Source organism: Stenotrophomonas sp. YJH_SMC_10 (assembly GCF_059371555.1).
In genome coordinates, this window is record NZ_JCAFUS010000014.1 from 102,692 (window position 1) to 128,096 (window position 25,405).

Genomic DNA, 25,405 nt, shown 5'->3' on the forward strand with positions numbered 1-25,405 from the left:
CAAAATGGTTTTGCCGAAAATGCATATTGCTGCATGCGGCGGAGAATCCATTCCCCGCCATGAGTAAATAAATTCAGCTGCTGGAGAGTTTCATCAGCACCAGGCCGAAAACGATCAGCACCGCCGCACCGATCCGCATCGGGCTGACCTGCTCGCCCAGAAACACGATGCCCACCACGAACGCGCCGACCGCGCCGATGCCGGTCCAGATCGTGTAGGCGGTGCCCAGCGGCAGGCTGCGCATGGCCACCGCCAGCAGCCAGAAGCTGGCGACCATGCTGATGATCGTGACCACGGTGGGGGTGAGCCGGGTGAAGCCTTCGGACTGCTTCATGGATACGGCCCAGACGATTTCCAGCAGGCCGGCAAACAACAGATAGATCCAGGCCATGACGGCCCTCCTCTTGGTAGGGCCAGGCCGTCCTGGTCATTGGTTCCCGATGTGGGGGAGGTCGTTCCTCCTGGCCGGCATTCTAGCAACGGGGGTGGGTGCCGGCCGCTGCCGGCGCGACGGGTTACAGCCGATTCAGTGCGTGAAGCTGGCATCGACGCACCCGCCTGCGCTAGAATGAGCGCCTGCCATCGGCCAGCCGATGTGCAGTCCGGCTGTGGTCTCCGGCGCATCGCGCGCTGCTTCCCCTGTTCCGTGAACTGGCCGCCTACCGGGCGGCCAACGTCTCTATGGTGGCCCCGTCGGCCCCTCGCGACGCTAGGTCGAAAACCCCGCCAGGGCCGGAAGGCAGCAACGGTATCGATCGACGCGGGCGCCGAGGTCAGCCGGCGGGGCCATCGCCTTTTCTGCACTGGGGTCAGATCCCTTTGCATGGCAAGGGGCTCTGGCCCCGGCGTCGCATTCTTTGCCCGGCATGGCCCCGCGCCAATCTGGCTCGGGCGTGCCTGGTGGAACACCCGGCGCCACAGCGAACTGCGCAGCACCCCGTGCTGCAGCGGCCTATCGAAGTGACAGCGGCTGCGGTAGCGCACCTGGGCCAGCCCCTCGGCCAACCGTGCATTCCAGCGCCTCCAGTCCAGCGGCCAGCACCGTATCGGCGGGCTGGCCGCTCCTGCTCAGGGCGGATCCTGCGCCAGTACGTGCGGCGCGGTCGGGCTCGCCAGCGGCACGCACTGCCCTGGCTGCGCGACGCGGTGCCCGCGCGCGGCCAGCGCCTGGCCATCGGCCGCGCTGGCGTAGTGGTACAGCATCATCCGCGCCTGCAGGTCGGTGCTGTATTCACGCTCCAGGTCGTCCACGCCGGTGTGCGACGGATTGCCGTGCAGGCCGCAGTCGTGGGCGATCAGTTCGTTGTCGTTGGCGAAGCGGGCCAGCATCTCCGGAATCGGCCGGGTGTCGCCGCTCCAGGTCAGCGCGCCCTGCAGGCGCAGGCCGTAGGCGGTCTCCGGCCAGTGGTGGCGCACCGGGAACACCTCCAGGCGCACCCCCTCATGCCAGAACGCCTCACCCACCACGACCAGCTGGAACGCATCCCAGAAGTTCGCACCGCCTTCGGCCAGCACGTTCGGGTAGTCACCGATGCGCTTGTGCAGCAGCGGCACCACCGTGGCGGGCACGTACAGGCGGACCTTGCCGCGCCGGTGCGCATTGAAGAAGGTGTCCACGAACAGGCGCTCGAAGCCGGCCACGTGGTCCAGGTGCACATGGGTGACGAACAGCGCCTGCGGCATCTGCCCGTAGTGCGCCTTGAACGCGGTCAGTCCTTCGCCGCCGCAATCGATGGTCAGCCACGGGCGACCATCGCGCTCGATCACCGACATCGGCGACCCCAGCTCGACCGCCGACGCATTGCCGACGCCGAGGAAACGCAACGACCAGTCCATCAGGTGCCCCGGTTCCAGGCCATGTCATAGGCGCGGCGCAGCCGCGCGTAGTCCTTCTGCACGTCTTCCACGCTGCGCTCGCCGCGCAGCTTGATCAGCGAGCGCAGCAGGCGCTTGAGGTTGCGCTCGCGCCAGGCGGTGGCCGGAATGCGGATCACCCCGCGATCGAAGTCGATCAGCCAGCCATGGCCACTGCCATCGAACAGGATGTTGTGCGCGTTGAGGTCGGCATGGTCGAGGCCGGCGCGGTGGAAGCGGGCGATCAGCCGCCCGGTTTCCTCCCAGGGGGCGCCGCGGCCGGCGACCAGTGCGCGGTCGGCCAGCGAGCGCACGCCCTCGATCCGCTCCATCAGGATCGCCGCCCGGTAGCGCAGGCCCTCGCGCATGTAGAACGCGGCGATCGGCCGTGGCACCGGCAGCTTCTTCTCGCGCAGCGCGCGCATCAGGCGGAATTCGGCGAAGCTGCGGGTCCGGTCCGAGCCGCGCCAGAGATACTGGTCGTGGCTGATACGGGCGGCCATCCCGCCGCGCAGGTAGTGGCGCAGCACGCTGGCCCCGAACGGCGCATCGACGAACCAGGCGCTGCCGCGGCCGCCCTCGCCCACCGGCCGGGCCCTGCTGCCCCAGTGCTGGGGCGAGAACAGGCCGATCTCGGCTTGCCGCAGCCGCTCGCGGTCGAACAGAATGGCCCCGATGCCGCGACCCTCGCGGCATGGCGTCAGCGCTTCATTGGCGTCGAATGCGACCATTTCATTGAGTCTAACAACACATGGCATCAGCGTCCTCCTCCTTGTGCCTCCTGCGCCTGTCCGCACTGGGCGACGTCACCCACGTGGTGCCCCTGGTGCGCACCCTGCAGGCTGCGCGCCCGGACACGCCGATCCACTGGATCATCGACAAGGTCGGCCACAAGCTGCTCGACGGCCTGCCCGGCGTCACCTTCCATGCCTACGACAAGCAGAGCGGCATGGCCGGGGTCAAGGAACTGCGCAGGCAACTGCCGCCGGGGCGCTTCGAAGCGCTGCTGCAGATGCAGGTCGCGTTCCGCGCCAACCTGCTGTCAGCCTTCATTCCGGCCGAGCGCCGCATCGGCTACGACCGCAGCCGTTCGAAGGACCTGCATGGGCTCTTCATCAACGAGCGCATCCCCGACCGCCCCGGCATCCATGTGCTGGATGCCATCGGCAGCTTCTGCGAACCGCTGGGCCTGCGCCAGACCGAGGTCAGCTGGGACCTGGCCGTGCCGCCGTCCGCCTTCGAGTGGGCCGCCGCGCAGTGGCAGGACGATGGCCGCCCGGTACTGATGATCTCGCCCTGCTCCAGCCACGTGCGCCGCAACTGGTACGCCGACCGCTACGCCGCCGTGGCCAACCACGCCGTGCAGCGCGGCTGGCAGGTGGTGCTGTGCGGTGGCCGCAGCGAGCTGGAACGCAGCATGGCCGACGCCATCCAGGCCCAGCTGCAGACGCCGGCACTGGATCTGGTCGGCAAGGACACGCTCAAGCAGCTGCCCGCGCTGCTGGCCCGCGCCAACCTGGTGATGACGCCCGACTCCGGCCCGATGCACATCGCCAATGCGATGGGCACCAAGGTGCTGGGCCTGCATGCGGCCAGCAACCCGAACCGTAGTGGCCCGTACTCGGACCGTCGCTACTGCGTGGACCGCTACGACGATGCGGCACGCAAGTACCTGGCCAAGCAGGCCGCCGATCTGAAATGGGGCACCAAGATCGAGTTCGACGATGTGATGGAACTGATCACCGTGGAAGACGGCATCGCCGCCTTCGAACGCTACGTCGCCGACCACCTGGGGTGAGCGGCGAGCAGCGCGGGATTACGCGCGCTGCGCGTAATCCTGGTAGGACTTCTCTTCCACGTACGCCGAACCCAGCGCCAGGTTGATCGCCTTCTTGATGCGCGCGCGTTCGTCGTTGCGCAGGTAGACGCTGCGCGCCAGGTCGATGAAGCCCTGGTCGAACGCCTGCGCCTTCTCCTTCAGGCGGATGTCGTCCTCGATGTCCCACAGCTGTTCGTTGACGGCCTTCAACTCGGCACGCAGCTTGGCGATGTCCTTCACCGCCGCCGGGTGTGCCATCCAGGTCTTCTCCAGCGCCGACAGCTCCCTGCGCACATTGGCCAGCTTGCCCTCGTCGCTGATGCGCTCGGACTTGATCTGCAGGATCGAGATCTTGTCCAGCAGCTCGCCGAAGGAAACGGGAACGAGGATTTCAGCGGTCATGGGGAAAGGCTCCAGCAGGTGATGCAGGCAGTTTAACCCGCAGCTCGCAATGAAACGGGTAGATCCATCGGGGCGGGGAGAGGCAGGCAAAGGGAGGGGCCACGCGTTGCGCAACGCGCGTCGCGTCCCGCGCCAGATAAAGAAAAAGGGCTGCCTTTCGGCAGCCCTTTTTCTTTATCTGGCGGAGAGGGGGGGATTGTCGGGTGCATCCATGCACCCGACCCTTCCGCGCTACGCGCTCCAGGGCCAGCCTGCGGCTGTCCGGTTCTGCTCCTGCAGAACCGTCGAACCCCGTCGGGGGTTCTCATCCCCCCGCATCAGAGGTGTCGATCACTACTACAATCACCTGCACGCCCCACACGCTGGCCAAGAAAAAAGCCGCCCAGTGGGCGGCTTCTTTCTTTATCTGGCGGAGAGGGGGGGATTCGAACCCCCGAGGCGCTATAAACGCCTGCCTGATTTCGAGTCAGGTACATTCAACCACTCTGCCACCTCTCCGGGTGGTCCCCGGCGGACCGGGGACGCGCATCATACGAGGAAGTGAGCCCGACGACAAGTCATTCCGGCCCACGAAGTGAAAAATACCTGAGTACATGCCTTGCCGGATGGCGGAAGCCCCCCGATGATGCCTGTCTCCCCCGGCAATACCCGCCCTGCACACCATGATCGAATTCGGACACCTCACCCATCCCGGCCTGCGCCGCGAGCTCAACGAGGACACCTACTACGGTGACAGCGAGCTGGCCCTGTGGCTGGTGGCCGACGGCATGGGCGGGCACGCCTGCGGCGAGGTGGCCAGCGCGCTCGCGCGCGAAACCATCGTGCGCGAGATCCGCCGTGGCGCGCCGTTGGCCCAGGCCATCCGTACCGCCGACGAAGAGATCATCCGTGCCTCGCGGCGGCGCAACGACACCCTGCCGATGGGCACCACGGTGGTCGCGGCGCGCGTGCAGGGCAATCGCTACGAAGTGGCCTGGGTCGGCGACAGCCGCGCCTATCTGTGGCGCGACGGCCAGCTGGCGCAGCTCAGCCAGGACCACAGCGTGGTGCAGGAACTGGTCGCGCAGGGCAACCTGACCGCCGAACAGGCGCGCGCGCATCCGCATCGCAACGTGGTCACCCAGGCACTGGGCGTGACCGACCCGGCACACCTGAACGTGGCGACCACCAGCGGTGAGCTGCGCCCGGGCATGCAGCTGCTGCTGTGCAGTGATGGCCTGACCGAGGAAGTGGACGACCGCAGCATCGCCCGCACCCTGGCGTTCGAGGACGCCAGCGCGCAGGAATGCGTGGACACGCTGGTCGCCGCCGCGCTCGACGGCGGTGGCCGCGACAACATCAGCGTGATCCTGGTGCGCTGCCACTAAGCGGTAGATCCACGCCATGCGTGGAGGCGGTAGTGCCGGCCGCTGGCCGGCTCACCGGGAAAACGTGTTGCACGCAGATGCCGGCCAGCGGCCGGCACTACCTCATTGCAGGCATTACGCGCTGACGGGTTCTTCCACCTTCGGGCCATCCCACAGTGCGTGACCGGCCTTCTTGCGCAGCCGCTCCAGGCGTGCGGCATGCGCTTCCAGCTCCGACGGCGTGGCCACCACGCGCGGGCGCGGCAGCAGCTTGCTGGTGTCGAACGCGTGCAGCGCCGCACCGGCGCTCCCGCCCTCCTCGTCGCCCAGACCGAAGCCGATCTCTTCCTGGCCGGAGGTCAGCGCGATGTAGACATCGCCGAGGATCTGCGCATCAAGCAGGCCGCCATGCAGGGCACGGTGCGAGTTGTCCACGCCCAGTCGCTTGCACAGCGCGTCGAGCGAATTGCGCTGGCCCGGGAAGCGCTCGCGCGCCATCACCAGGGTATCGATCACCGTGCAGCGGTCGGTGATCTTTCCGTACTGTGGGCCCAGCAGCGACAGTTCGTTGTCGAGGAAGCCCAGGTCGAACGCCGCGTTGTGGATGATCAGCTCGGCGCCATCGATGAACGCCAGGAACTCATCGGCGATCTGCGCGAAGTCCGGCTTGTCCTCCAGGAACTCCAGCGTCAGCCCGGTGACTTCATGCGCGCCCTGCTCGAACTCGCAGTCCGGCTTGATGTACTGGTGGTAGTTGTTGCCGGTCGGGCGGCGCTTGAACAGCTCCACGCAGCCGATTTCGACGATGCGGTTGCCCTTCTTCCATTCCAGGCCGGTGGTTTCGGTATCAAGGATGATCTGACGCATGGGCTCAGTTTACCGGGCTGGCGTCGCGGATCTGGATGGCCGCGTTGCGCGCCAGGGTGTCCACCCGCTCGTTGTCCGGGTCGCCGGAGTGCCCCTTCACCCAGCGCCAGTCGATCTGGTGCCGCAGCGTGGCCGCATGCAGGCGCTCCCACAGTTCGCGGTTCTTCACCGGGTCACCACCGGCGGTCTTCCAGTTCTTGCGGATCCAGCCGGGCATCCACTGGGTCAGGCCCTGCCGCACGTACTGCGAATCGGTGTAGAGCACGATGTTGCACGGCTCGGTCAGCGTCTCCAGCCCGGAAATGGCCGCCATCAGCTCCATCCGGTTGTTGGTGGTATGCGCTTCGCCGCCGCTCAATTCGCGCTCATGGCCCTTGTAGCGCAGCAGGGCGGCCCAGCCGCCGGGGCCAGGATTGCCAAGGCAGGAACCGTCGGTGTGGATTTCGATGGTTTTCAATACAACTCCAGATCAGGTGACAACGGTGCCGTGCCAGCGCACCGGCAGCGGTTTCGGCCCGGGCAGGGCCAGCGTGCGTTTTTCGGCATGGAACAGGCAGGCCGCGCGCAGCGGCGCCCAACCGCCCGGCCGGCGGCTGCCGGCGCCGCGCCAGAGCGGGCCGAGGAAACGCATGTCGTCGCACTCCAGGCCGTGGCGGCCAAGCAGCAGGCGGATCCGCTGCGGCGTGCGCACCACCAGCCCATGCTGGCGCCAGTGCGTGCGGTAGGGGCTGAACGGGTTGAGGCTGCTCAGCCACAGGTGGCCGCCCGGCATCAGCACGCGCTCGCACTCGTCCAGCAGCTGGTCGGCATCGCCGGTGGTGACATGCTGCAGCACGACCGCATTGACGCTTTCATTGGCCAGCGGCAGCGGCAGTGCGCAGCGGGTATCGCCGGCATACCCCGGCCCCTGCCGGAACAGGCGCAGGCCACGCCCGCCCAGCTGTGCATCGTCCAGCCAGCCTGCGCTGGGCGCGATCCACAGCCACGGCTGCACCGGTAGCGCCGACAGCTGCGGCAGCAGCAGCTGCCGCTCCAGCACGCGCAGGGACGCCGCCGGTTCACTGTCGAACCACGGGGCCTGGCTCGCTTGACGGGTGCTCTGCAGCGCGGGCATGGTCCAATTCTATGCGACTGACTGCCCTGCCCGCATTTGCGGACAACTACATCTGGACGTTGATCGACGACGATGGCGCCGCCGTGGTCGTCGATCCCGGCGATGCCGCGCCGGTACTCGCGCTGGCCGATCAGGGCCTGCGCGTGGACACGATCCTGCTTACCCACCACCACGACGACCACATCGGTGGCGTGCCCGCACTGCGGGCGCGTTTTCCCGGCGCACGGGTCATCGCACCGGTCGACGAACGCATCCCGGCGGCGACCGAGCGGGTCGGCGAAGGTGAACGCGTTCAGGCAATGGGCCAAACATTCCACGTACTATCCGTGCCCGGGCATACCCGCAGCCACATCGCGTTTCACACCGCTGAACATCTTTTCAGCGGAGATTCGTTGTTCAGCCTGGGCTGTGGACGCCTGTTCGAAGGTACGCCGTCCCAGCTTCTGGCATCGATGCGCAAGCTGGGTACCTTGCCCGCGCAGCTGCTGTTGTGTTGCGCCCACGAGTACACCGTGTCAAATGCCGTCTTCGCGCGGCATGTCGACCCCGCCAACGCTGCCCTGTGGCAGCGCCAAGAGGAGGCTTTGGCCATGCGCCGCGATGACCGTTCCACCCTGCCGGTAACCCTGGCCAGCGAATTCGAATGCAATCCGTTCCTGCGTGTGCACACGGCGCCGATCCGCGCGTCGGTGTCGGCACACCTGGGCCGCGACGTCGTTGACGACGTCGACGTCATGGCCGGTCTCCGGCATTGGAAAGACGGCTTCCGCGCATGATGCGCCGAAGTCTGCCGCTGGCCCTGGGCCTGGTCCTGGGGCTGGCCGGAACCGCAGGCGCGCAGTCGCTGGGCGCCGGCATCAGCCAGAACCTGACCGCCGCTGCGGCCCTTCCGCTGGATCCGGCCGCGCTGCCGGCCGCGTCGGTGCGCAACGGCCAGGAGATCTTCTCCAGCTTCCGCGATGGCCTGGCCGAGCCTACCTGCGACGCCGAGGCCACCAGCCCGCGCTGGCAGAAGCAGTTTGCCCACGCGCCCTCGCGACTGGCCAACCAGGATGACGATGCGCTGGTGCTGTTCGGTTACGTGGTCGAGGAACTGCGCAAGGCCAACCTGCCCACCGAATTCGCACTGATCCCGTTCGTGGAAAGCGGCTACCGGCCCAACGCCCGCAACGGCAGCGGCCCCACCGGCCTGTGGCAGTTCATCGCCACCACCGCGCGCAACCACCGCGTACCGATGGCCAACGGCTACGACGGCCGCCTGTCGGCGGTCGATTCCACCCAGGCCGCAGTGCGTTACCTGAAGACCCTGCATGGCATGTTCGGCGGCGACTGGCGCCTGGCCACCATGGCCTACAACGCCGGCGAGTACCGCGTGCTGCAGTCGCTGCGCAAAGCCGGCATGAATGCACAGAATGCCAAGCCGTCGGCCCTGCCCGGCCTGTCGCCGGTCACCTATGCCTACGTCGAGAAGCTGCACGCCCTGGCCTGCGTGCTGGAAGACGTGGAAGACCAGCCGGGCGTGATGGCCTCGCTGGACCGCACCGTGCCGGTGCTGAAGGACCACACCCTGCCCGCCGGCACCAGCATCCAGCAGTGGGCCGCACAGCGCGCCCTGGACCCGGCCAGGATCGCCCGCCTGAACCCTGCCCTGGCGGGCGGCGGCCGCGCCTCGTCGGGCACCACTCGCGTGCTGGCGCCGGTCTCGGCTGCCAATGTGGCCGTCGCAGATGCCGCCACCGTGCAGGTGGCCAGTGCCGCACCGGTGGCCACCACCACGCCAGCGCCGCAGGTCGCCAAGACCGTCGCCGCGATCGCCGATCGTCCGCGCAGCCGTCGCCACACCGTGCGTGATGGCGAGTCGGCCTGGACCATCGCCCGCCGCTACGGCATGCCGGTCAAGGCCCTGCTGTCACTGAACGGCCTGAGCGGCAGCAGCGTGCTGAAGCCGGGCGCGGTGCTGCGCGTCGAGGATTGACGCGCAGGCCAAGCGCCTCCCGTGTAGAGCCGAGCCCACGCTCGGCTTTTTTCTTGCCTGCGACTTGTCGCGGTTCATGGCCCGCCGGGCATGGGCTTGGCGCTACAGTTCAATTCCAGCAGCGCTCCAACAAAAAAGGCCCGGCATTGCCGGGCCTTTTCATACCTGCAGCCGATGGGCTTACAGGTTCGCTTCGGTGGTCTGGACCACGAACTTCTTGCGCATCGCCTCGATGTAGGCCTTGGCCGCGGCCATGCCGTCGATCTGGCTCAGCTGTTCCTTCAGCTGCTTCTGCTGCTCTGCGGTCACTTCCTTGATGTCGCCCGGATTGACCTTGTTCACCGCAAACAGCAGCGCGTGGCCGTTCACGTCGACCTTGCCATAGCTCGGCTTGCCTTCGGCCGGTACCGGCGCGCTGAAGATCGCACGGTTGATTTCCGGGGTCGGCACCGGCTGGCTGCGCGGCAGGCCCGGCATCGGGCTCAGCTGCAGCTTCTCGCTGGCGGCCAGCGACTGCAGGGTGGCACCGGCCTTCAGCTTGGCCAGGATGGCGTCGGCGGCCTTGTCGCTGGCCTGGCGCTGGCGATCGGCGCGGATCGCAGCAATCACCTGTTCACGGGCCTTGTCCAGCGGCAGGGCCTGTTCCGGCGTGTGCGCAGCCACACGGATGACCACGCTGTGGTTGGTCGCGCCGCCCAGGGCGATCGGGTCACTGGCGGTACCGTCCTGCACCAGCACGTCGGAGAAGGCGGCACGCAGCACGGCCGGATCGGCGGCGATGCCACTGGCGGTCGCGCGGGTGATCGGGCCCAGCGTCTGCAACGGCAGGTTCACTTCCTTGGCCGCCGCAGCCAGGTCGCTCGGGCTCTTGTTGATGGCATCGACCAGGCGACCGGCCAGCTCGTTGAAGCCGCGCTCACCGTCGGCCTTGAGCTGTTCGGCGGCCAGCGTGTCACGCACTTCCTCGAACGACTTGCCCTGGCCACCGCGCACAGCGGCGACCTTGATGATGTGGTAGCCGAACTCGGTCTTGACCGGGCCGATCACGTCACCGGCCTTGGCCGCAAACAGCGCGTCCTCGAACGGCTTGACCATCGCACCACGCTCGACCCAGCCCAGGTCACCGCCCTGGTCCCTGGAGCCCGGATCTTCCGAATTGGCCTTGGCCAGCGCGCCGAAATCGGCACCGGCCGCCTTCGCTTCGGCAGCGATCTTGTTCGCCTTGGCCACTGCACCGTCACCGGTGATCAGGATGTGCGAAGCCTGGCGCTGCTCCGGCGAGGTGAACTTGGCCTTTTCCTCTTCATAGCGCTTGCGCAGGGTGGCTTCATCGGCCGGGGTCGGTGCCGGCAGGTTCGCGCCGTTGATCTCGACGTATTCCAGCGACACGCTCTCGGCCTGGCGGAAGTCCTTGCCGTGGCTGTCGTACCACTGCTTGATCTGCGCATCGGTGACCGGCGCGGTATCGGCCGGCACCGGCGGCAGCGCAGCCAGCTCGACGTCGCGGGTCTCGCCCAGCAGCTTCAGCAGGCGCTCGGTCTCGGCCTGGGTGACGAAACCGGAGCTCTGCAGGCCCGACGGGATCACCGACTGCTGCAGGCTCTCACGCACCAGTTCCTGGAACTGGGTCGGCGTACGCGGCGGGTTGCCGCCGGCCAGGGCCAGGCGATAGTTGTTCTCGTTGAACTTGCCGTTCGAATCGAGGAACGCCGGCATGGTCGCGATGTACTCGCGCACGGCGCCGTCGCCGATCACCACGCCCGCCTGTTCACCGACCAGGCGCACGACCTGCTCGTCGATCAGCTGATCGAGCACGGCCATCTTGTTTTCGGTGCTCTCGAACGCCCGCGGGTCGAAGTTGTCGCCCTGCTGCTGGCGCTCACGCATGCGCTCCTGCTCGAAACGCGTGCGGAAATCCTGCGAGCTGATCTCATGGTGCTGCCACAGCATGCGCACCGGCCACCACGACGGTGCCGAACGCCACCAGGTCGGCGGCGCGGATACCCTGGCCACGTTCTGTGCGCCGACGCCACCGAGGTAGCTGTTGTCGATCACGAACAGGAACGGAATCATCAGCAGCCCCAGGATCACGGTGACGATCCAGCCTGAGGTCTTGTCGCGGAGTTTCTGCAGCATGGTGAGGAATCACAAGGCCTGATTGGCGAGCCCGGCAGTGTAACCCGCTTCGCCGCAGGGACCAAAAGCAACCCCGGCGCGGCCCGCGCCCGCCTCCGCAGGCGTGCGTGACCCGCGCACTGGCAATGTCCGCGCATGACGCAAAGAAAAAGCCCCCGGCTTGCGCCGAGGGCTTTTGAAGTTGGCGGAGCGGACGGGACTCGAACCCGCGACCTCCGGCGTGACAGGCCAGCATTCTAACCAGCTGAACTACCGCTCCGCGCTGAAACTTTGCAGGCGCCCAGTATATCCGAAGATTCCCTGGAAACCCAGCCCGATGAACACTTTTTTCAAAGTTTTTTCACAGGGACTTAAGAAGTCTGCAATGGCGGAGCGGACGGGACTCGAACCCGCGACCTCCGGCGTGACAGGCCAGCATTCTAACCAGCTGAACTACCGCTCCGTTCTTGCAAAAACCCTTTCGTCTTCTTCCCGGACCTGCCGGTGAGAAGACAAGGCCCCCAGCTTTCGGCCGGGGGCCTCGATGTAATGGCGGAGCGGACGGGACTCGAACCCGCGACCTCCGGCGTGACAGGCCAGCATTCTAACCAGCTGAACTACCGCTCCGCGTTGTTACCTTTCTTGCTTTCAGCCGGCCTGGACCGGGGAGAAAACAAAGCCTCCAGCTTTTGGCCGGAGGCCTCGTTGAATGGCGGAGCGGACGGGACTCGAACCCGCGACCTCCGGCGTGACAGGCCAGCATTCTAACCAGCTGAACTACCGCTCCACACTCAAACTTTTACCGCGGTGCTGTGGTGGGTGCTGAGGGTTTCGAACCCCCGACCCTCTCCGTGTAAAGGAGACGCTCTACCGCTGAGCTAAGCACCCCAGCGAGCCGCTTAGTTTACAGCATCCTTCAGGGCCTTACCAGCCTTGAACGACGGATTCTTCGAAGCAGCGATCTTGATGGTGTCGCCGGTCTTCGGGTTGCGGCCGGTGCGGGCAGCACGGTCGCGGACCTGGAAGGTACCGAAGCCAACCAGGGTGACCGCATCGCCGTCCTTCAGCGCCTTGGTGATGGCAGCAACGACGGCATCGACAGCGCGGCTGGACTCTGCCTTGGTCAGGTCGGCAGCTTCAGCAACGGCATCGATCAATTCGGTCTTGTTCATTCTCTACAACTCCTTTGGCGGTGGGTTCCGCGGATTCGACAGGGAAGCAACCGCATGCCATCTGCATGCGGCCGCCATGTGGAAACGGTTCGCCGAATTCAGCGATCACCAGACTGCGATCACTCATTCGCGAGTGCTGCTTTTATACCAGTGGCCCTACCCCCACGCAAGCTGAAAGCCAGCAACGACGCGGGTTTCGGGCCATCGGACAGCGCGCGTCAATGCTTGACGCGCGCGTTTCCACTCGGTTTGGCCTTGCTGCGCACCGTGACGCGCTGCGCACTCTTGCGCGCCTTCTTCGGTGCCAACGGACGCTCCAGCGCCAGGTCCAAGACTTCTTCGATGTACTTCACCGGCACGATCTTCAGATCGCGGGTGACGTTGGCGGGGATGTCGGCCAGGTCCTTGCGGTTCTCCTCGGGAATGATGACCGTGCGGATTCCGCCACGCAGTGCAGCCAGCAGCTTCTCCTTCAGTCCACCGATGGCCGTGACACGGCCACGCAGGGTGATCTCGCCGGTCATCGCCACGTCGGCACGCACCGGCACCTTGGTCAGCATCGAAACCAGCGAGGTGACCATCGCCGCGCCGGCGCTCGGGCCGTCCTTCGGCGTAGCGCCATCGGGCACGTGCAGGTGCACGTCGTGCTTCTGCAGGAAGTCGCTGTCGATGCCAAAGCCCACGGCGCGCGAACGCACCACCGACAGCGCGGCCGACGCCGATTCCTTCATAACGTTGCCGAGCTGGCCGGTCAGGATCAGCTGGCCCTTGCCCGGCACCAGCGTGGATTCGATCTGCAGCAGGTCGCCACCGACTTCGGTCCAGGCCAAGCCGGTGACCAGGCCGATCTCGTTCTCCTCCTCGGCACGGCCGAAGTCGAAGCGACGCACGCCCAGGTACTTGTCCAGGTTCTTGCTGGACACGCTCACCAGCGCCTTCTTCTTCGCGCCCTTCTTCGCCTTCGCAGGCTGCGGCCCGGCCAGCGCGATCTCCTTCACCACCTTGCGGCAGATCTTGGCGATCTCGCGTTCCAGGTTGCGCACGCCCGACTCGCGCGTGTAGTAGCGCACGATGTCCTGGATGGCGTCACTGCCGATCTCCAGCTCTTCCGGCTGCAGGCCGTTGGCCTTGACCTGCTTGGGCACCAGGTAACGGGTGGCGATGTTGAGCTTCTCATCCTCGGTGTAGCCGGGGATGCGGATCACTTCCATGCGGTCCAGCAGCGGGCCGGGAATGTTGAGCGAGTTCGAGGTGGCCACGAACATCACTTCGGACAGGTCCAGGTCCACTTCCAGATAGTGGTCGTTGAACGCGTTGTTCTGCTCGGGGTCGAGCACTTCCAGCAGCGCCGAGGACGGATCGCCGCGGAAGTCCATCGACATCTTGTCGATCTCGTCGAGTACGAACAGCGGGTTCTTGCTGCCGACCTTGTTGAGGTTCTGCACGATGCGACCCGGCATCGAACCGACGTAGGTACGACGGTGGCCACGGATCTCGGCCTCGTCACGCACGCCGCCCAGCGACATGCGCACGAACTTGCGGTTGGTGGCCTTGGCGATGGACTGGCCCAGCGACGTCTTGCCCACGCCCGGCGGCCCGACCAGGCACAGGATCGGGCCCTTCATCTGCTTCACGCGCGACTGCACCGCCAGGTATTCAAGGATGCGCTCCTTGACCTTCTCCAGGCCGTAGTGATCGGCATCGAGGGTGTCCTGCGCCACCTTCAGGTCCTTGCGCACCTTGCTGCGCTTCTTCCACGGCACGCCCAGCAACCACTCCAGGTAGTTGCGCACGACCGCCGCTTCGGCCGACATCGGCGACATCTGCTTGAGCTTGTTCAGCTCGTTGCGCGCCTTGGCCTCAACGGCCTTCGGCATGCCGGCCTCGGCGATCTTGCGCGCCAGCTCTTCCAGCTCGCCAGGCGCATCGTCCAGGTCACCCAGTTCCTTCTGGATGGCCTTCATCTGTTCGTTGAGGTAGTACTCGCGCTGGCTCTTCTCCATCTGCGACTTCACGCGGCCGCGGATGCGCTTCTCCATCTGCTGCACGTCGATCTCGCCGTCGACCAGGCCCACCAGCATCTCCAGGCGGTCACCCACGGCCAGCGTTTCCAGCAGGCGCTGCTTGTCGGCCAGGCGCACGCTGATGTGCGCGGCGATGGTGTCGGCCAGGCGCGCCGGCTCGTCGATGCCCGACAGCGTCTGCAGCAGTTCCGGCGGCAGCTTGCGGTTGGTCTTCACGTACTGCTCGAACAGCGACATCAGCGAGCGGGCGATCGCCTCGACCTCACGCGCTTCGCGCTCGTCGGTGGCGTCGATCTCCACTGCCTGCCCGTGCAGCGAGCCATTGCGCTCGTCGACATGGGTGACCTGCACGCGCGACAGGCCTTCGACCAGCACCTTGATGGTGCCGTCGGGCAGCTTCAGCAGCTGCAGCACCTGCGCCAGCGTACCGACCTGGTAGAGGTCGGCCGCATGCGGGTCGTCGGTTTCGGCAGACTTCTGCGCCAGCAGCAGGATGCGCTTGTCCGCTTCCATTGCCTGCTCAAGCGCGTGCATGGACTTGTCACGGCCGACGAACAGCGGGATGACCATGTGCGGGAACACCACTACGTCGCGCAGCGGCAGGACCGGCAGGTCGAGGGTTTCACTTGGGGAACGGGCCATGGGGGCTCCAGGGAAGGGGAAAACCGCCTCCGGGAGGGCATCTTCCGGAGACAAAAAAAGCCGATGGCCCCGTTATGGGGCCATCGGCTTTCAGATGCAAGGCATTCCTTGAAAATCCTTTCCAATCAACAACCTGGAAGGATCACTCGGCGCCTGCGGCCTTCTGTTCAGGGGCCGCCGGGGTCTGGTAGATGAGGTACGGCTCGGACTTGTGCTCGATCACCGATTCGTCCACCACCACCTTGCTGACGTTTTCCTGCGACGGCAGGTCGTACATGGTGTCCAGCAGGACCGATTCGACGATGGTGCGCAGGCCACGGGCACCGGTCTTGCGCTTGAGCGCCTTGCGGGCAATGGCCGACAGCGCGTCCGGGCGGAACTCCAGCTCGACGTTCTCCATCTCGAACAGCTTCTTGAACTGCTTGGTGATGGCGTTCTTCGGCTCGGTCAGGATCTTGATCAGGGCCGGCTCGTCCAGCTCCTCCAGGGTCGCCACCACCGGCAGGCGGCCGACGAACTCGGGGATCAGGCCGAACTTGATCAGGTCTTCCGGCTCGACTTCGGCCAGCACCTTGCCCACTTCCTGCTTGCGCTCGCTGCTCTTGACCTTGGCACCGAAGCCGATGCTGCCGATGTCGGTGGAACGGGCCTGGATCACCTTGTCCAGCCCGGCGAACGCGCCGCCGCAGATGAACAGGATGTTCTTGGTGTCCACCTGCAGGAATTCCTGCTGCGGGTGCTTGCGGCCACCCTGCGGCGGCACGCTGGCCACGGTGCCTTCGATCAGCTTCAGCAGGGCCTGCTGCACGCCTTCGCCGGATACATCGCGGGTGATCGACGGGTTCTCGCTCTTGCGCGAGATCTTGTCGATTTCATCGATGTAGACGATGCCCTGCTGCGCCTTCTCGACATCGTAGTCGCACTTCTGCAGCAGCTTCTGGATGATGTTCTCCACGTCCTCGCCCACGTAACCGGCTTCGGTCAGCGTGGTGGCGTCGGCCATGGTGAACGGCACGTTGAGCAGGCGGGCCAGGGTTTCGGCCAGCAGCGTCTTGCCCGAACCGGTCGGGCCGACCAGCAGGATGTTCGACTTCGCCAGTTCGACGTCGTCGTTCTTCTGCCGGCTCTCGATGCGCTTGTAGTGGTTGTAGACGGCCACGGCCAGGGTGCGCTTGGCACGGTTCTGGCCGATCACGTACTGGTCGAGGACCTCGAGGATCTCGCGCGGCTTGGGCAGCGAACTGCGCGCCGACTGCGCCTTTTCCTCAAGTTCCTCACGGATGATGTCGTTGCACAGCTCCACGCACTCATCGCAGATGAATACGCTCGGACCCGCAATCAGCTTGCGCACTTCATGCTGGCTCTTGCCGCAGAAAGAGCAGTAGAGGATCTTGCCGGTGTCCGTGGAACGACCTTGGCGGTCTTCGCTCATGCTTCGCTTACCCAGTTACCCCACCCGCTGAACGGGGGTTCGATTCGAGAATAGCACAGGGCCGAGGGGACACCAGTCCCGCCCGACCCTGCAGGAACGGAGCCTCCCTGGCCCCGTGAAGGCCGGTCAGCCGGCCTGGATCGACTCATCCGGACGACGCTCCAGGACCTGGTCGACCAGACCGTAGGCCTGCGCCTCGAAGGCGCTCTTGAAGTTGTCGCGCTCGGTGTCGCGGGCGATCGTCTCCAGCGACTGGCCGGTGTGCTTGGCCAGGATCTCGTTCAGGCGCGAACGCAGGGTCAGGATCTCACGCGCGTGGATGTCGATGTCGGTGGCCTGGCCCTGGTAGCCGCCCAGCGGCTGGTGGATCATCACGCGCGAGTTCGGCAGCGCATAGCGCTTGCCGGCTTCGCCCGCGGCCAGCAGCAGGGCGCCCATCGAGGCGGCCTGGCCGATGCAGGTGGTGCTCACATTCGGCTTGATGTACTGCATGGTGTCGTAGATCGCCATGCCGGCGGTGACCACGCCACCCGGCGAGTTGATGTAGATGTTGATGTCCTTTTCCGGGTTTTCCGATTCCAGGAACAGCAACTGCGCCACCACCACGTTGGCCATGTGATCGTCGATCGGGCCCACGAGGAAGATCAGGCGCTCCTTCAACAGGCGCGAATAGATGTCGTAGGCACGCTCGCCGCGGCTGGTCTGCTCGACCACCATCGGAACCAGGTTCAGGGCTTTGGTTCGGTTGTCCATTACGTGAGGTACCTATCTTGGGGGGCAACAACCCCGCGCCGGCAACGGCGCGGGGCATCCGGTGATCCGCCGGCTTACTGGCGGATCGCGTCCTGGAACGACAGCTTCTCTTCGGTGTGCTGGGCACGCTCGGCGATCCAGTCGATCACCTGCTCTTCCATCACACGGTTCTGCAGGCCAGACATCAGCTGGGGGTCGTTGCGGTACATCTCAATGACCTGCTCCGGCTCTTCGTAGGTCGAGGCGATCAGACGCATCGTTTCGTTCAGGCGCTTGGCTTCCAGGCGCAGGTCGTTGATGCGGGCCACTTCACCGACCAGCAGGCCGACCAGCACGCGCTTGGCGGCAGCGTCCTTGAAGCCTTCGTGGGCATCGGCCGGGATCTCGCCGACGTTCTGGCCGTTGCGGCGCAGCTGCTCGACCTGCTGGGCCAGCATGGCGCGGGCTTCGTTCTCGACCAGGCGCGGCGGCATTTCCACCGACGAGTAGGCCGCGATCAGCTGCTCGCCCACTTCACGGCGCAGGCGGTTCATCAGCGCGCCCTTCAGCTCACGCTCCAGGTTGGCGCGGATGTCGCTGCGGAACTGCTCGACGTCGCCACCCTTCACGCCGAAGCTCTTGATGAAGGCTTCGTCGACCGCCGGCACGACCGGCTCGGACACTTCGGCAACCTTGACGGTGACCTGCACGGTCTTGCCGGCCAGCACCGGCACGCGCCAGTCAGCCGGGAACTCGACGTCCAGGGTCTTCTCTTCACCCTTGGCCAGGCCGACCAGGCCCTTTTCGATGGTGTCGAACATCATGCCCTGGCCCAGCACGATCGAGCCCTTCTCGGTGCCCTCGGCCGGCAGGCGCTCTTCGCCGGCCTGCGACCAGGTTTCCACCGCGACCAGGTCGCCGTCCTGTGCGCCACGGCTGACCGGGGCCCAGGTACGACGCTGGTTCTGCAGGTTCTCGATCATCTGGTCGATGTCGGCGTCGGTGATCTCGGCGGTGTGGCGAACGACGGTCAGCTTGCTGACGTCGATGTCGCCGAAGTCCGGCACCACTTCCACGGTGGCCACGAAGGAGAACTCACCCTCGTCGCCCTTGTCGATGCGCGGGCTGCCGACGACGCGCAGGTCGTGCTCGCGCACGGCCGCGTCGAAGGTCTCGCGCAGCAGGCCGTCCAGCGCCTCGCCACGGACCTGCGCGCCGAAGCGCTGCTCGATCACCTTGGCCGGCACCTTGCCCGGACGGAACCCCTTGATGCGGGTGGTACGGGCGATTTCGCCCAGGCGGCCGGCGATGTGGCTCTGCAGACGCTCTTCCGGCAGCGAGAAGCTCAGGCGGCGTTCCAGGTTGCCGGTGGATTCGATCGAAGCTTGCATGTTGACTCCTGCCACCGGTGGCCCAGGCCCCCGGCTCGATGATTGGGATGAAACGGTTGTAAGGACACGACGTCTGGGACGCGCCTGCTTGCCGCAGCCCTTTAGTTTCGCCCAATTCGGCCTGCACTGCCAGCGCGTGCCGGTCAAGGGGGCGCCGAGGGCCCGATCAGGGCGGGGACAGGCCGGCACTGGTGCGAAAGGGGGGACTCGAACCCCCACGCCTTGCGGCACTGGAACCTAAATCCAGGGCGTCTACCAATTCCGCCACTTTCGCGTGGCCGGCACAGGCCCACATTGTCGCAGGCAGCGTCGGCCAGCGGAAGGCCTGCACAAAGATGAACACCTGCAACTGCCGGTTTCCGGGCACCGCGTCACTGACGCCGCGCACTGCGCGGCGCCGGCGTGACGCACAGGCAAGAAAAAAGCCACTTGGCGAACCAAGTGGCTTTCGTCTGGTGGGCTGTCAAGGATTCGAACCTTGGACCTATTGATTAAGAGTCAACTGCTCTACCAACTGAGCTAACAGCCCGAAATCGGGGCGCGAATTATGGCTTGATCACAGCGGTGGGTGCAAGCACTTTTTTCAACGATGTTGAACCAAGTACCGCTGTTCCAGCACCGCGGCAGATCCACGCCCTGCGCGGGTACCGCTACGTGTGATCCCGGAAATCGAAGGGGTCACACTTATAAGAAAAAAGCCACCTGGCGTACCAGGTGGCTTCTGTCTTGGTGGGCCGTCAAGGATTCGAACCTTGGACCTATTGATTAAGAGTCAACTGCTCTACCAACTGAGCTAACGGCCCGTGAAACTCAGACGCACATTGTAACGTGCATTCTGTTTATTGCAATACCGCTCCGGCTGCGCCGATACGGTTGAAACAGTGGGGTGGCTGAGGGGATTCGAACCCCCGACCACCGGAATCACAATCCGGTACTCTAACCAACTGAGCTACAGCCACCACTGAAACTTCTGCTCCCCTGCCGATGCCGCCAGCAGTGGAACCTGATGCGTTGCGACCGGGTGGGACCAGAAGGCCGTCCCCTGAAGCGAGTCCGGCATTTTCCGGGAGTCGCGAAGGAATTGCAAGCATTTCTTCACATTGATGTGCCGGTCGCCATTCCGGCCCGCGTCGCGCTGCGCACGCGCCCGCCTCAGCGCCGATCCTCATCCAGCAGTGACTTGAACAGATCGGCCGACGGCATCTGCGAAAGCGGGATTTCCGCCATCTTGAACCACTGCGTCGGCGCTTCCGGATGCGGTCCCGACAGCACCACCCTGCCCTTACCGTAGCGATACGACGCAGCCGCAATGTCGCCATTGGTGTAGCGGGAAATCACCTTGAACCCTTGGTCGCGTGGCGCCTTGGGCAGGTAGGGACCGTCCTGGAAGTACACCGTCTGGCGACGCCCGTCCCAGACGACGGGAATCACGGCATCGTCTTCATCCTGCACCGGGAATCCCGGCCTGCCGGCCTCGGCGTCCAGGTCCTGCGCCAGCAGGCCCAGATGCGATGCACCGGCCAGGTAGGCCCCCATGCACAGGCCGATGTAGGTTCCGCCTGCATCGACGAAACGACGGATGACTGCCGCCCCCTCTTCGCCCACCGCCGCCATCGCGGCGTCGATGTCCTGCCCGCCCCCCGGCTGCACATAGGCCCGGTAGCGCGACGTGGCCAGCGAATCGACATCCACGGCCTCGCCCGGGCCGACGAACACCACGTGATAGTCCGGACGCGAACGATGGATGGCCTGTTCGACGGCCTCCGAACACCCTGGGCAACCGGCGTCGCCGCGGTACACCGCAATCACGGGGGCATTGGCGGACGCGTGCACGGCAAGCCCCAGGCCCATCGCCAGCAGCAGACAGCGCGATCGCGCAACGGTGTTCATCAAGGGATGGCTCAGCGCAGTCACCCCGGCATGGGGCAGGCCGACTATGCCTCGGCCACGACGGACCAGATTGAATGCGCGCCAACACAGCGCTGGACCAGGCAGAGGCCGGTAACGACAGGACCTGCAGGAGATGGGTGAAATGGCGCGCCCGACAGGAATCGAACCTGTAACCGCCGGCTTAGAAGGCTGGCGGACTGTGCATTGTAGTCAATGAGTTAGTTTGAGTTCAATTCAGGAGGCATGGCGCCAAGCTCCTACTCCTGCAATGGGCAGTAACCTTGTATTCGGGAACCTTCTACCAACCGCGCAGATCCCGGAGCCCCGCCCTCACCCACGTCTTACGGGCGTCCTTTGGGCGGGGTTTCGTCTCGGTCGGCGGCTTGCGCGGCTGGAGTGCTGCCTTGATCCGCTCGACCTCCTTCGCTCCTGCCTCAGCTAGGCGCCGGGCCTGTTGCTGCTGCTCACGGGTCGGTGGCAGGCCAGGCAGTGGTGGCTCTGGCTGGATCGGGGTGCTATCGGTCAGCCGGGCTACCGCCTGACGTAGCGGCAGGTCGGGGTACAGCCTGGCCGCACACCAGCGCTCGGCGTAGCGCTTCGCCTGCCGGACGTTGGCGGCGCGCACTTCCTTCACCTGCCACATCTTCTGTCCTTCCATCCATAGTCGGACCCCGGGACCGCCGTCGGGCGTGACGCTTGCCGTCTCGCGGCCGTTGTACCAGAGCGCCCAGCGCTCACCCGTCTGGACCCAGCCAGAGGGAATCTGGGCGGTGCGGAAGCCTTGGTAGCCGTGCAAGGGAAGCATGGCCGGAAGGATACGGCTGGCCGTCGCAGATCCTGCGAAGCGGCAACGACCTGCCTGAATCGTTCGGACTGAATGCCGGCGCGGCGCCACTCACGCGCTCCCGGGTTGAGCGGCCATCGGCCCCGGGTCCGGCAGGCCCAACATGCCCTCTGCGCAAGCCATGCGCCATCGGGCAACCGCGCGCCGCAGGATCGGGGGTTCCCTACGCCGCTAGCCGGTGCTCGTAGAACGGGTGCCGCTTGTCGTCAAAGATCCGGTACAGGGCGTCCAGGTTGGCTGGGTCCGGGTTAAGCCAGGCGTCTACATGCTCGGGCTTGATATTGATGATGGTCCGGTCGTGTCCGGCGGCGGCCACCTCGGGCTCGGGGTCGTCGGTGATCGCAGCGAACGACAGCAGATCCGGCTCTTTGCCGGCCGGGTCTTTCCAATGCGACCACAGGCACGCCACCAGCATCGGCTCGCCCGTGCGCGGGGTGAACTGCACCACCTGGTTCTTCCCGTCCGGGCCCTCGACGTTCTCGTAGAAGGTGTCGACCACCATCAGGCCGTGGGTGTGGCCGAATGCCGGCGCCCAGAACTTTTCCAGGCTATCGCGACGGGCGTTGTAGGTGCCGGGAAAGCGCTGGTCGTAGTTGGCCGGCTTCCCGGCCAGGCGGCACTGGTAGCGCATCGGCTTGATGACCAGCTTCCCGCCCTCGGAGACGATCACCGGGGCGTACACGCCAGGGAAGATGCGGCTGTCGCGGTCCCTCGGCTCAACGCGCTGCAGGTCCGCCAGCCGCAACTTGGCACGCTCGATCTTGTTGCTGGCAATCCGAACGTCCTCGCGGGCCTTCTTCGTCTCCTTCACCTGCAGCGCCCGCTCAGCGTCGGCCAGCCGCTTGCGGTTAGCGAACAACTCCTGCTCCAGGATGGTCGCCTCGGCCCGGTTCCATTGCTCGACCTCGGCCCACACCGCCAGCTCCGCTGGGCTCGCGCCGGCCCGGAAGGCGTCGTCCATGGCCTTTGGCGTCTTCGGTCGCTTCTTGCCCGGGTCGTGCGCGTAGAGCGCGGCGAACTCCTGCAGCGATAGCGTGGCGCCGGTCATCCTGACCAGCTTCTGGTAGGCGGCGGTGATCTGGGCGGAATAGCACATACGCTTCTCCTGCAAGAACTACTTAGAATGCGGCCCAATGGACCTGCCCTAGCCGCAGAGTACGACCTACAACAGGGGACCGTAGTGAAAGGATCAAAGGGCGGAGTCGCCAGAGAGATAGCCATAGCGGGCGCCGGCGGATTGGTGACTACAGCTTGCACCACTGCCGCTGCTTGGCTAAGCCCCCGCGCCCAGGAGTACCTGACAGGTCCCTCCTACTTCTTGGTCTGGGAAGTGTTAGCAATCTTGGTAATTGCGCTGATCCTCGGCGCTGTTCTCGGTCTTCTGATTGGCTACCACAGGGGGCAGGTAGCTGCAGTGCTAGACGTACCAACGCCAGCACCACCAGCCAAACCAGTGATGCCGATGCCCCCGTCGTTCGAGCCGACACCGCTGCAGATACTCTGCATTCGGGCGCTGCGCATTGCCGACAACAAGTACCAATCCCTGGCAATGATCTCAGCATTGTTGGCGAGGATGGGACACGCCACACCCCTTTCGGACATTGAGCAATCTCTGGACGGGCTGATCGATCAATCCTGGGCTTCCAACAGCCTTAACCCGTCAAAGGGTGAGTGGGAGTACAGACTGATAGGCGAAGGAACCGCCTACGCACGTGATCGAGGATTTCCGGTCTCTGGCATGTGACATCAAGGTCGAGCCACGCAGCGCCGGCCAGGAGTCGGCCGGCGCACGGGGCCTGCTATAGCAAGCTGGCCTGGCTGTCGTCCCAGCTCTTAATGATCAGCTCCCCGAATTTCTTTCCTCTCCCCTGCCCGCCGCCAATGGTGTAGTCCAACTGGAGCGGCACCAGGTCGAAGCCGGCGAAGACCTCGCGGATCTCAGGATGGTCGTTGATCGAGACCACGAACCGGCCAGCCGAGGTGCGCATCAGCTCGGCCATCGCCTCGTACTCAGCAAACGGGAACTCAACGCCATAGCCCTCGGTTTCCCAGTAGGGCGGATCAAGGTAGAACAGTGTTCCCGGGCGATCGTAGCGCCGCACGCACTCCTGCCATGGCAGGCACTCGATCACTGTGTTGGCTAGGCGGAGATGCACGGCGCTTAGCTCCTCCTCGATGCGCAGAAGGTTCAACCGTGGACCGCCGGCAGTCACCACACCAAACGACTGTCCCTGCACCTTGCCACCGAAGGCGAGTTTCTGCAGGTAGTAGAAGCGCGCTGCGCGCTGAATGTCGGTCAAAGTCTCTGGCCGCTCCATCTGCGCCCACTCGAACATCTGCCGTGACACCAATGACCAGCGGAACATGCGCACGAATTCATCCAGGTGATGGCGCACGCAGCGGTACAGGGATACCAGCTCGCCGTTGATGTCGTTGAGCACTTCCATCTGGGCCGGGTACGGCCGCATGAGCAGCGATGCAGCGCCACCGGCGAACGCCTCGACATAGCAGTCGTGGATCGGGAAGTGCGGATAGAGGTGCTTCAGTAGACGGCGCTTGCCGCCGGGCCAGGAAATGATGGGCTTGGGCATGAGTTCTCAGTATTTGCGATAGGGGAAGCCGACAATCCCGCCGCTCTCGCGAGGGCGACGGGGCCACGGCCAATGCCAGGTGCTGAGATCACCTGTGTTGCGGCGCCGCTCGGATGCTTGCCGGCACCCGGGCGGCGCCCCGTCTTGCTAGACGGTCACTTCGATGAGCGGCAGGTTGGGTGCTGCCTCAACCAGGCGCCCACCCCGGACCCATACGTTGTATGGAATGGCCAACTGGAGCTGACCAAAGGCTCGCATCTGAACCCCGTCGTAAGTGGTCAACGTGCTGGTGCCGTCACTGTTGTGAGCGGTGACTGTCGCGAGCAAGCGAGGGCTACTGCTTACCAGCTCGCCAAATTGATCCCAGAGGTCAGTCCGCATCGGTGTAGTGCCTCTCCAGAGTGGCGGTCTGTTCAATCACAACGGTCTGCTGATCGATTACGACCTCAATGCGCAGCGAGTCACACTGCCCGTGCCAGGTACCTTCTGCCCCGACGACCTCCACCAGATCCAGAGGAAAGATTGCGCCAACCTCGCCCGGCTTCAGCGGCTTCGGAAACAGTGGCACTGTCAGGTCCACCGCAGCCTGCTCCCCTCGATCGCACAGAACATTCCGCCCTCGCTCCGCCCCTGCAGCCGCCACGCTGATGAGCGGGCTGCTTACTTGCTGAGCAAAGAGCTGTCCGGCCTCGCCAGCCTTTCTCACCTTGCAGGTCACGCCCTTGCCGGCCAGCTCGCCGGTCACGATAACTGCGTCGTACAGCGGCGCGCTCCGCATCTGGAGGCTCTCCGTCAACACGATGTCCTCCTGCAACACATGGTTCGGCTGGGTGTCGCGCCAGAGCCAAGGGCTGACCGGATAGCTCGCGCGAACATGCAGCGCAAGGTCCTTCGCATCAGACTGAACAACGGCGCCACTCGCCTCGGCCAGAGCACTGATGGCATCCAACGGCGCGCTACCGTCATAGAACCAAGCGCCAGGAGGAACGGTCCAGTCGACCGTCTCGTAGTGGCTGGTAAAGCCGGTATCCACCAGTTCCTCTGCCACAAGTTGCGCCATGCTCCTGGCCTCGTTTGCGACCTTTACCCGAGCAGGCGCATAAGGTGCGGCCAGGAGGGCGGTGCGTGAGCGCCCACTGCACCGGACGCCGCCGTCTGCGAACTCTCGTTGCTTCTGGAAGCTCTCCACGATACC

General features: G+C 65.4%; 22 protein-coding genes, 10 tRNA genes, 1 other RNA gene and 1 pseudogene. 6 read left to right on the forward strand and 28 right to left on the reverse strand.

The window, feature by feature from the left end; all coding sequences use genetic code 11:
* Window positions 1–73: 73 nt before the first annotated feature.
* Complete coding sequence (locus AC5P9C_RS17010; RefSeq protein ID WP_343543748.1) at window positions 74–391, reverse strand: DMT family transporter; 318 nt, start codon at window positions 389–391, stop codon at window positions 74–76.
* A gap of 299 nt (window positions 392–690) precedes the next feature.
* Here AC5P9C_RS17010 and ffs point away from each other — a divergent pair.
* Window positions 691–787: signal recognition particle sRNA small type (gene ffs / locus AC5P9C_RS17015), an RNA gene on the forward strand.
* A gap of 281 nt (window positions 788–1,068) precedes the next feature.
* Here the strand turns inward: ffs and AC5P9C_RS17020 are convergent.
* Window positions 1,069–1,836 (reverse strand): MBL fold metallo-hydrolase, encoded by a 768-nt coding sequence (locus AC5P9C_RS17020; protein WP_343543750.1) that lies wholly within the window; start codon window positions 1,834–1,836, stop codon window positions 1,069–1,071.
* Window positions 1,836–2,585 (reverse strand): 3-deoxy-D-manno-octulosonic acid kinase, encoded by a 750-nt coding sequence (locus AC5P9C_RS17025; RefSeq protein WP_032958195.1) that lies wholly within the window; start codon window positions 2,583–2,585, stop codon window positions 1,836–1,838. The genes AC5P9C_RS17020 and AC5P9C_RS17025 overlap by 1 nt, the downstream gene beginning before the upstream one ends.
* Before the next feature lie 20 nt (window positions 2,586–2,605).
* Here AC5P9C_RS17025 and AC5P9C_RS17030 point away from each other — a divergent pair, with 20 nt between their 5' ends.
* Window positions 2,606–3,652, forward strand: a complete 1,047-nt coding sequence (locus AC5P9C_RS17030) for a glycosyltransferase family 9 protein (RefSeq protein ID WP_049466380.1) — start codon at window positions 2,606–2,608, stop codon at window positions 3,650–3,652.
* Window positions 3,653–3,670: 18 nt separating this feature from the next.
* Here AC5P9C_RS17030 and AC5P9C_RS17035 read toward each other — a convergent pair whose 3' ends face one another.
* Window positions 3,671–4,075 carry a DUF6165 family protein gene (locus AC5P9C_RS17035; protein ID WP_049466382.1) on the reverse strand — a complete coding sequence of 135 codons (405 nt, stop codon included), beginning with the start codon at window positions 4,073–4,075 and terminating at the stop codon, window positions 3,671–3,673.
* Between the two features lie 407 nt (window positions 4,076–4,482).
* Window positions 4,483–4,573, reverse strand: a tRNA-Ser gene (locus tag AC5P9C_RS17040).
* Between the two features lie 164 nt (window positions 4,574–4,737).
* On the opposite strand from AC5P9C_RS17040, the gene AC5P9C_RS17045 reads away from it, so the two are divergent.
* The gene (locus AC5P9C_RS17045; RefSeq protein ID WP_053506497.1) at window positions 4,738–5,442 is read left to right on the forward strand and encodes a PP2C family protein-serine/threonine phosphatase; all 705 of its coding nucleotides are present in this window, start codon (window positions 4,738–4,740) and stop codon (window positions 5,440–5,442) included.
* Between the two features lie 114 nt (window positions 5,443–5,556).
* On the opposite strand, the gene dnaQ is transcribed toward AC5P9C_RS17045, so the two are convergent.
* From dnaQ to AC5P9C_RS17060, 3 genes are read right to left on the reverse strand one after another with little or no spacing between them, the layout of a single operon-like run.
* Window positions 5,557–6,288, reverse strand: coding sequence for a DNA polymerase III subunit epsilon (gene dnaQ / locus AC5P9C_RS17050; RefSeq protein WP_495205221.1), 732 nt, complete (start codon window positions 6,286–6,288; stop codon window positions 5,557–5,559).
* Window positions 6,289–6,292: 4 nt separating this feature from the next.
* The gene (rnhA, locus tag AC5P9C_RS17055) at window positions 6,293–6,745 is read right to left on the reverse strand and encodes a ribonuclease HI (RefSeq protein ID WP_005408275.1); all 453 of its coding nucleotides are present in this window, start codon (window positions 6,743–6,745) and stop codon (window positions 6,293–6,295) included.
* A gap of 12 nt (window positions 6,746–6,757) precedes the next feature.
* Window positions 6,758–7,402, reverse strand: a complete 645-nt coding sequence (locus AC5P9C_RS17060; protein ID WP_053462283.1) for a methyltransferase domain-containing protein — start codon at window positions 7,400–7,402, stop codon at window positions 6,758–6,760.
* Window positions 7,403–7,413: 11 nt separating this feature from the next.
* Between AC5P9C_RS17060 and gloB the strand changes: the two genes are divergently transcribed.
* Together gloB and AC5P9C_RS17070 are read left to right on the forward strand one after the other, a co-directional pair.
* Window positions 7,414–8,178: a hydroxyacylglutathione hydrolase gene (gloB, locus tag AC5P9C_RS17065; protein ID WP_049466393.1), complete on the forward strand. Its 765-nt coding sequence runs from the start codon at window positions 7,414–7,416 to the stop codon at window positions 8,176–8,178.
* Window positions 8,175–9,377: a lytic transglycosylase domain-containing protein gene (locus AC5P9C_RS17070; RefSeq protein ID WP_049466395.1), complete on the forward strand. Its 1,203-nt coding sequence runs from the start codon at window positions 8,175–8,177 to the stop codon at window positions 9,375–9,377. The genes gloB and AC5P9C_RS17070 overlap by 4 nt, the downstream gene beginning before the upstream one ends.
* Before the next feature lie 180 nt (window positions 9,378–9,557).
* Here AC5P9C_RS17070 and AC5P9C_RS17075 read toward each other — a convergent pair whose 3' ends face one another.
* The 18 genes from AC5P9C_RS17075 to AC5P9C_RS17160 all read right to left on the reverse strand — a co-directional run bounded on the left by AC5P9C_RS17075 (window position 9,558) and on the right by AC5P9C_RS17160 (window position 22,715).
* A complete protein-coding gene (locus tag AC5P9C_RS17075; protein WP_414615056.1) occupies window positions 9,558–11,513 on the reverse strand; it encodes a peptidyl-prolyl cis-trans isomerase in 1,956 nt (651 codons plus the stop codon).
* A gap of 182 nt (window positions 11,514–11,695) precedes the next feature.
* Window positions 11,696–11,772: transfer RNA gene (locus AC5P9C_RS17080), tRNA-Asp, on the reverse strand.
* A gap of 106 nt (window positions 11,773–11,878) precedes the next feature.
* Window positions 11,879–11,955 (reverse strand) — tRNA-Asp (locus AC5P9C_RS17085).
* An 87-nt stretch (window positions 11,956–12,042) separates the two neighbouring features.
* Window positions 12,043–12,119: transfer RNA gene (locus tag AC5P9C_RS17090), tRNA-Asp, on the reverse strand.
* A gap of 83 nt (window positions 12,120–12,202) precedes the next feature.
* A tRNA-Asp gene (locus AC5P9C_RS17095) sits at window positions 12,203–12,279 on the reverse strand.
* Window positions 12,280–12,305: 26 nt separating this feature from the next.
* A tRNA-Val gene (locus tag AC5P9C_RS17100) sits at window positions 12,306–12,380 on the reverse strand.
* 11 nt (window positions 12,381–12,391) lie between these two features.
* Window positions 12,392–12,664, reverse strand: a complete 273-nt coding sequence (locus tag AC5P9C_RS17105; protein WP_005408270.1) for an HU family DNA-binding protein — start codon at window positions 12,662–12,664, stop codon at window positions 12,392–12,394.
* 218 nt (window positions 12,665–12,882) lie between these two features.
* Complete coding sequence (gene lon, locus AC5P9C_RS17110) at window positions 12,883–15,330, reverse strand: endopeptidase La (RefSeq protein ID WP_049466057.1); 2,448 nt, start codon at window positions 15,328–15,330, stop codon at window positions 12,883–12,885.
* Between the two features lie 142 nt (window positions 15,331–15,472).
* Window positions 15,473–16,762: an ATP-dependent Clp protease ATP-binding subunit ClpX gene (clpX, locus tag AC5P9C_RS17115; protein ID WP_049466059.1), complete on the reverse strand. Its 1,290-nt coding sequence runs from the start codon at window positions 16,760–16,762 to the stop codon at window positions 15,473–15,475.
* 126 nt (window positions 16,763–16,888) lie between these two features.
* The gene (gene clpP, locus AC5P9C_RS17120; RefSeq protein ID WP_019659528.1) at window positions 16,889–17,515 is read right to left on the reverse strand and encodes an ATP-dependent Clp endopeptidase proteolytic subunit ClpP; all 627 of its coding nucleotides are present in this window, start codon (window positions 17,513–17,515) and stop codon (window positions 16,889–16,891) included.
* Between the two features lie 74 nt (window positions 17,516–17,589).
* Complete coding sequence (tig, locus tag AC5P9C_RS17125; protein WP_032961818.1) at window positions 17,590–18,885, reverse strand: trigger factor; 1,296 nt, start codon at window positions 18,883–18,885, stop codon at window positions 17,590–17,592.
* A gap of 189 nt (window positions 18,886–19,074) precedes the next feature.
* Window positions 19,075–19,159, reverse strand: a tRNA-Leu gene (locus tag AC5P9C_RS17130).
* A gap of 179 nt (window positions 19,160–19,338) precedes the next feature.
* Window positions 19,339–19,414 (reverse strand) — tRNA-Lys (locus tag AC5P9C_RS17135).
* Window positions 19,415–19,612: 198 nt separating this feature from the next.
* A tRNA-Lys gene (locus tag AC5P9C_RS17140) sits at window positions 19,613–19,688 on the reverse strand.
* Window positions 19,689–19,767: 79 nt separating this feature from the next.
* Window positions 19,768–19,844 (reverse strand) — tRNA-His (locus AC5P9C_RS17145).
* Window positions 19,845–20,037: 193 nt separating this feature from the next.
* Entirely contained in the window at window positions 20,038–20,775 is a 738-nt protein-coding gene (locus tag AC5P9C_RS17150) for a BPL-N domain-containing protein (RefSeq protein WP_343542511.1), read from the reverse strand.
* A gap of 298 nt (window positions 20,776–21,073) precedes the next feature.
* A complete protein-coding gene (locus tag AC5P9C_RS17155) occupies window positions 21,074–21,580 on the reverse strand; it encodes a hypothetical protein (protein ID WP_495205222.1) in 507 nt (168 codons plus the stop codon).
* Window positions 21,581–21,782: 202 nt separating this feature from the next.
* On the reverse strand, window positions 21,783–22,715 hold the full coding sequence (locus AC5P9C_RS17160) for an SOS response-associated peptidase family protein (protein WP_495205223.1): 933 nt from the start codon (window positions 22,713–22,715) through the stop codon (window positions 21,783–21,785).
* 246 nt (window positions 22,716–22,961) lie between these two features.
* Here AC5P9C_RS17160 and AC5P9C_RS17165 point away from each other — a divergent pair, with 246 nt between their 5' ends.
* Entirely contained in the window at window positions 22,962–23,363 is a 402-nt protein-coding gene (locus tag AC5P9C_RS17165; protein ID WP_495205224.1) for a hypothetical protein, read from the forward strand.
* Window positions 23,364–23,418: 55 nt separating this feature from the next.
* On the opposite strand, the gene AC5P9C_RS17170 is transcribed toward AC5P9C_RS17165, so the two are convergent.
* The gene (locus tag AC5P9C_RS17170; RefSeq protein WP_495205225.1) at window positions 23,419–24,210 is read right to left on the reverse strand and encodes a DNA adenine methylase; all 792 of its coding nucleotides are present in this window, start codon (window positions 24,208–24,210) and stop codon (window positions 23,419–23,421) included.
* A gap of 370 nt (window positions 24,211–24,580) precedes the next feature.
* Window positions 24,581–25,405: pseudogene (locus tag AC5P9C_RS17175) on the reverse strand (hypothetical protein); the annotation flags it as partial.

Bases quoted from the DNA above. Each gene is read 5' to 3' on its own strand.
- AC5P9C_RS17010 (WP_343543748.1), bottom strand. From the start codon at position 391: ATGGCCTGGATCTATCTGTTGTTTGCCGGCCTGCTGGAAATCGTCTGG.
- AC5P9C_RS17020 (WP_343543750.1), bottom strand. From the start codon at position 1,836: ATGGACTGGTCGTTGCGTTTCCTCGGCGTCGGCAATGCGTCGGCGGTC.
- AC5P9C_RS17025 (WP_032958195.1), bottom strand. From the start codon at position 2,585: ATGGTCGCATTCGACGCCAATGAAGCGCTGACGCCATGCCGCGAGGGT.
- AC5P9C_RS17030 (WP_049466380.1), top strand. From the start codon at position 2,606: ATGGCATCAGCGTCCTCCTCCTTGTGCCTCCTGCGCCTGTCCGCACTG.
- AC5P9C_RS17035 (WP_049466382.1), bottom strand. From the start codon at position 4,075: ATGACCGCTGAAATCCTCGTTCCCGTTTCCTTCGGCGAGCTGCTGGAC.
- AC5P9C_RS17045 (WP_053506497.1), top strand. From the start codon at position 4,738: ATGATCGAATTCGGACACCTCACCCATCCCGGCCTGCGCCGCGAGCTC.
- dnaQ (WP_495205221.1), bottom strand. From the start codon at position 6,288: ATGCGTCAGATCATCCTTGATACCGAAACCACCGGCCTGGAATGGAAG.
- AC5P9C_RS17060 (WP_053462283.1), bottom strand. From the start codon at position 7,402: ATGCCCGCGCTGCAGAGCACCCGTCAAGCGAGCCAGGCCCCGTGGTTC.
- gloB (WP_049466393.1), top strand. From the start codon at position 7,414: ATGCGACTGACTGCCCTGCCCGCATTTGCGGACAACTACATCTGGACG.
- AC5P9C_RS17070 (WP_049466395.1), top strand. From the start codon at position 8,175: ATGATGCGCCGAAGTCTGCCGCTGGCCCTGGGCCTGGTCCTGGGGCTG.
- AC5P9C_RS17075 (WP_414615056.1), bottom strand. From the start codon at position 11,513: ATGCTGCAGAAACTCCGCGACAAGACCTCAGGCTGGATCGTCACCGTG.
- AC5P9C_RS17105 (WP_005408270.1), bottom strand. From the start codon at position 12,664: ATGAACAAGACCGAATTGATCGATGCCGTTGCTGAAGCTGCCGACCTG.
- lon (WP_049466057.1), bottom strand. From the start codon at position 15,330: ATGGCCCGTTCCCCAAGTGAAACCCTCGACCTGCCGGTCCTGCCGCTG.
- clpX (WP_049466059.1), bottom strand. From the start codon at position 16,762: ATGAGCGAAGACCGCCAAGGTCGTTCCACGGACACCGGCAAGATCCTC.
- clpP (WP_019659528.1), bottom strand. From the start codon at position 17,515: ATGGACAACCGAACCAAAGCCCTGAACCTGGTTCCGATGGTGGTCGAG.
- tig (WP_032961818.1), bottom strand. From the start codon at position 18,885: ATGCAAGCTTCGATCGAATCCACCGGCAACCTGGAACGCCGCCTGAGC.
- AC5P9C_RS17150 (WP_343542511.1), bottom strand. From the start codon at position 20,775: ATGAACACCGTTGCGCGATCGCGCTGTCTGCTGCTGGCGATGGGCCTG.
- AC5P9C_RS17155 (WP_495205222.1), bottom strand. From the start codon at position 21,580: ATGCTTCCCTTGCACGGCTACCAAGGCTTCCGCACCGCCCAGATTCCC.
- AC5P9C_RS17160 (WP_495205223.1), bottom strand. From the start codon at position 22,715: ATGTGCTATTCCGCCCAGATCACCGCCGCCTACCAGAAGCTGGTCAGG.
- AC5P9C_RS17170 (WP_495205225.1), bottom strand. From the start codon at position 24,210: ATGCCCAAGCCCATCATTTCCTGGCCCGGCGGCAAGCGCCGTCTACTG.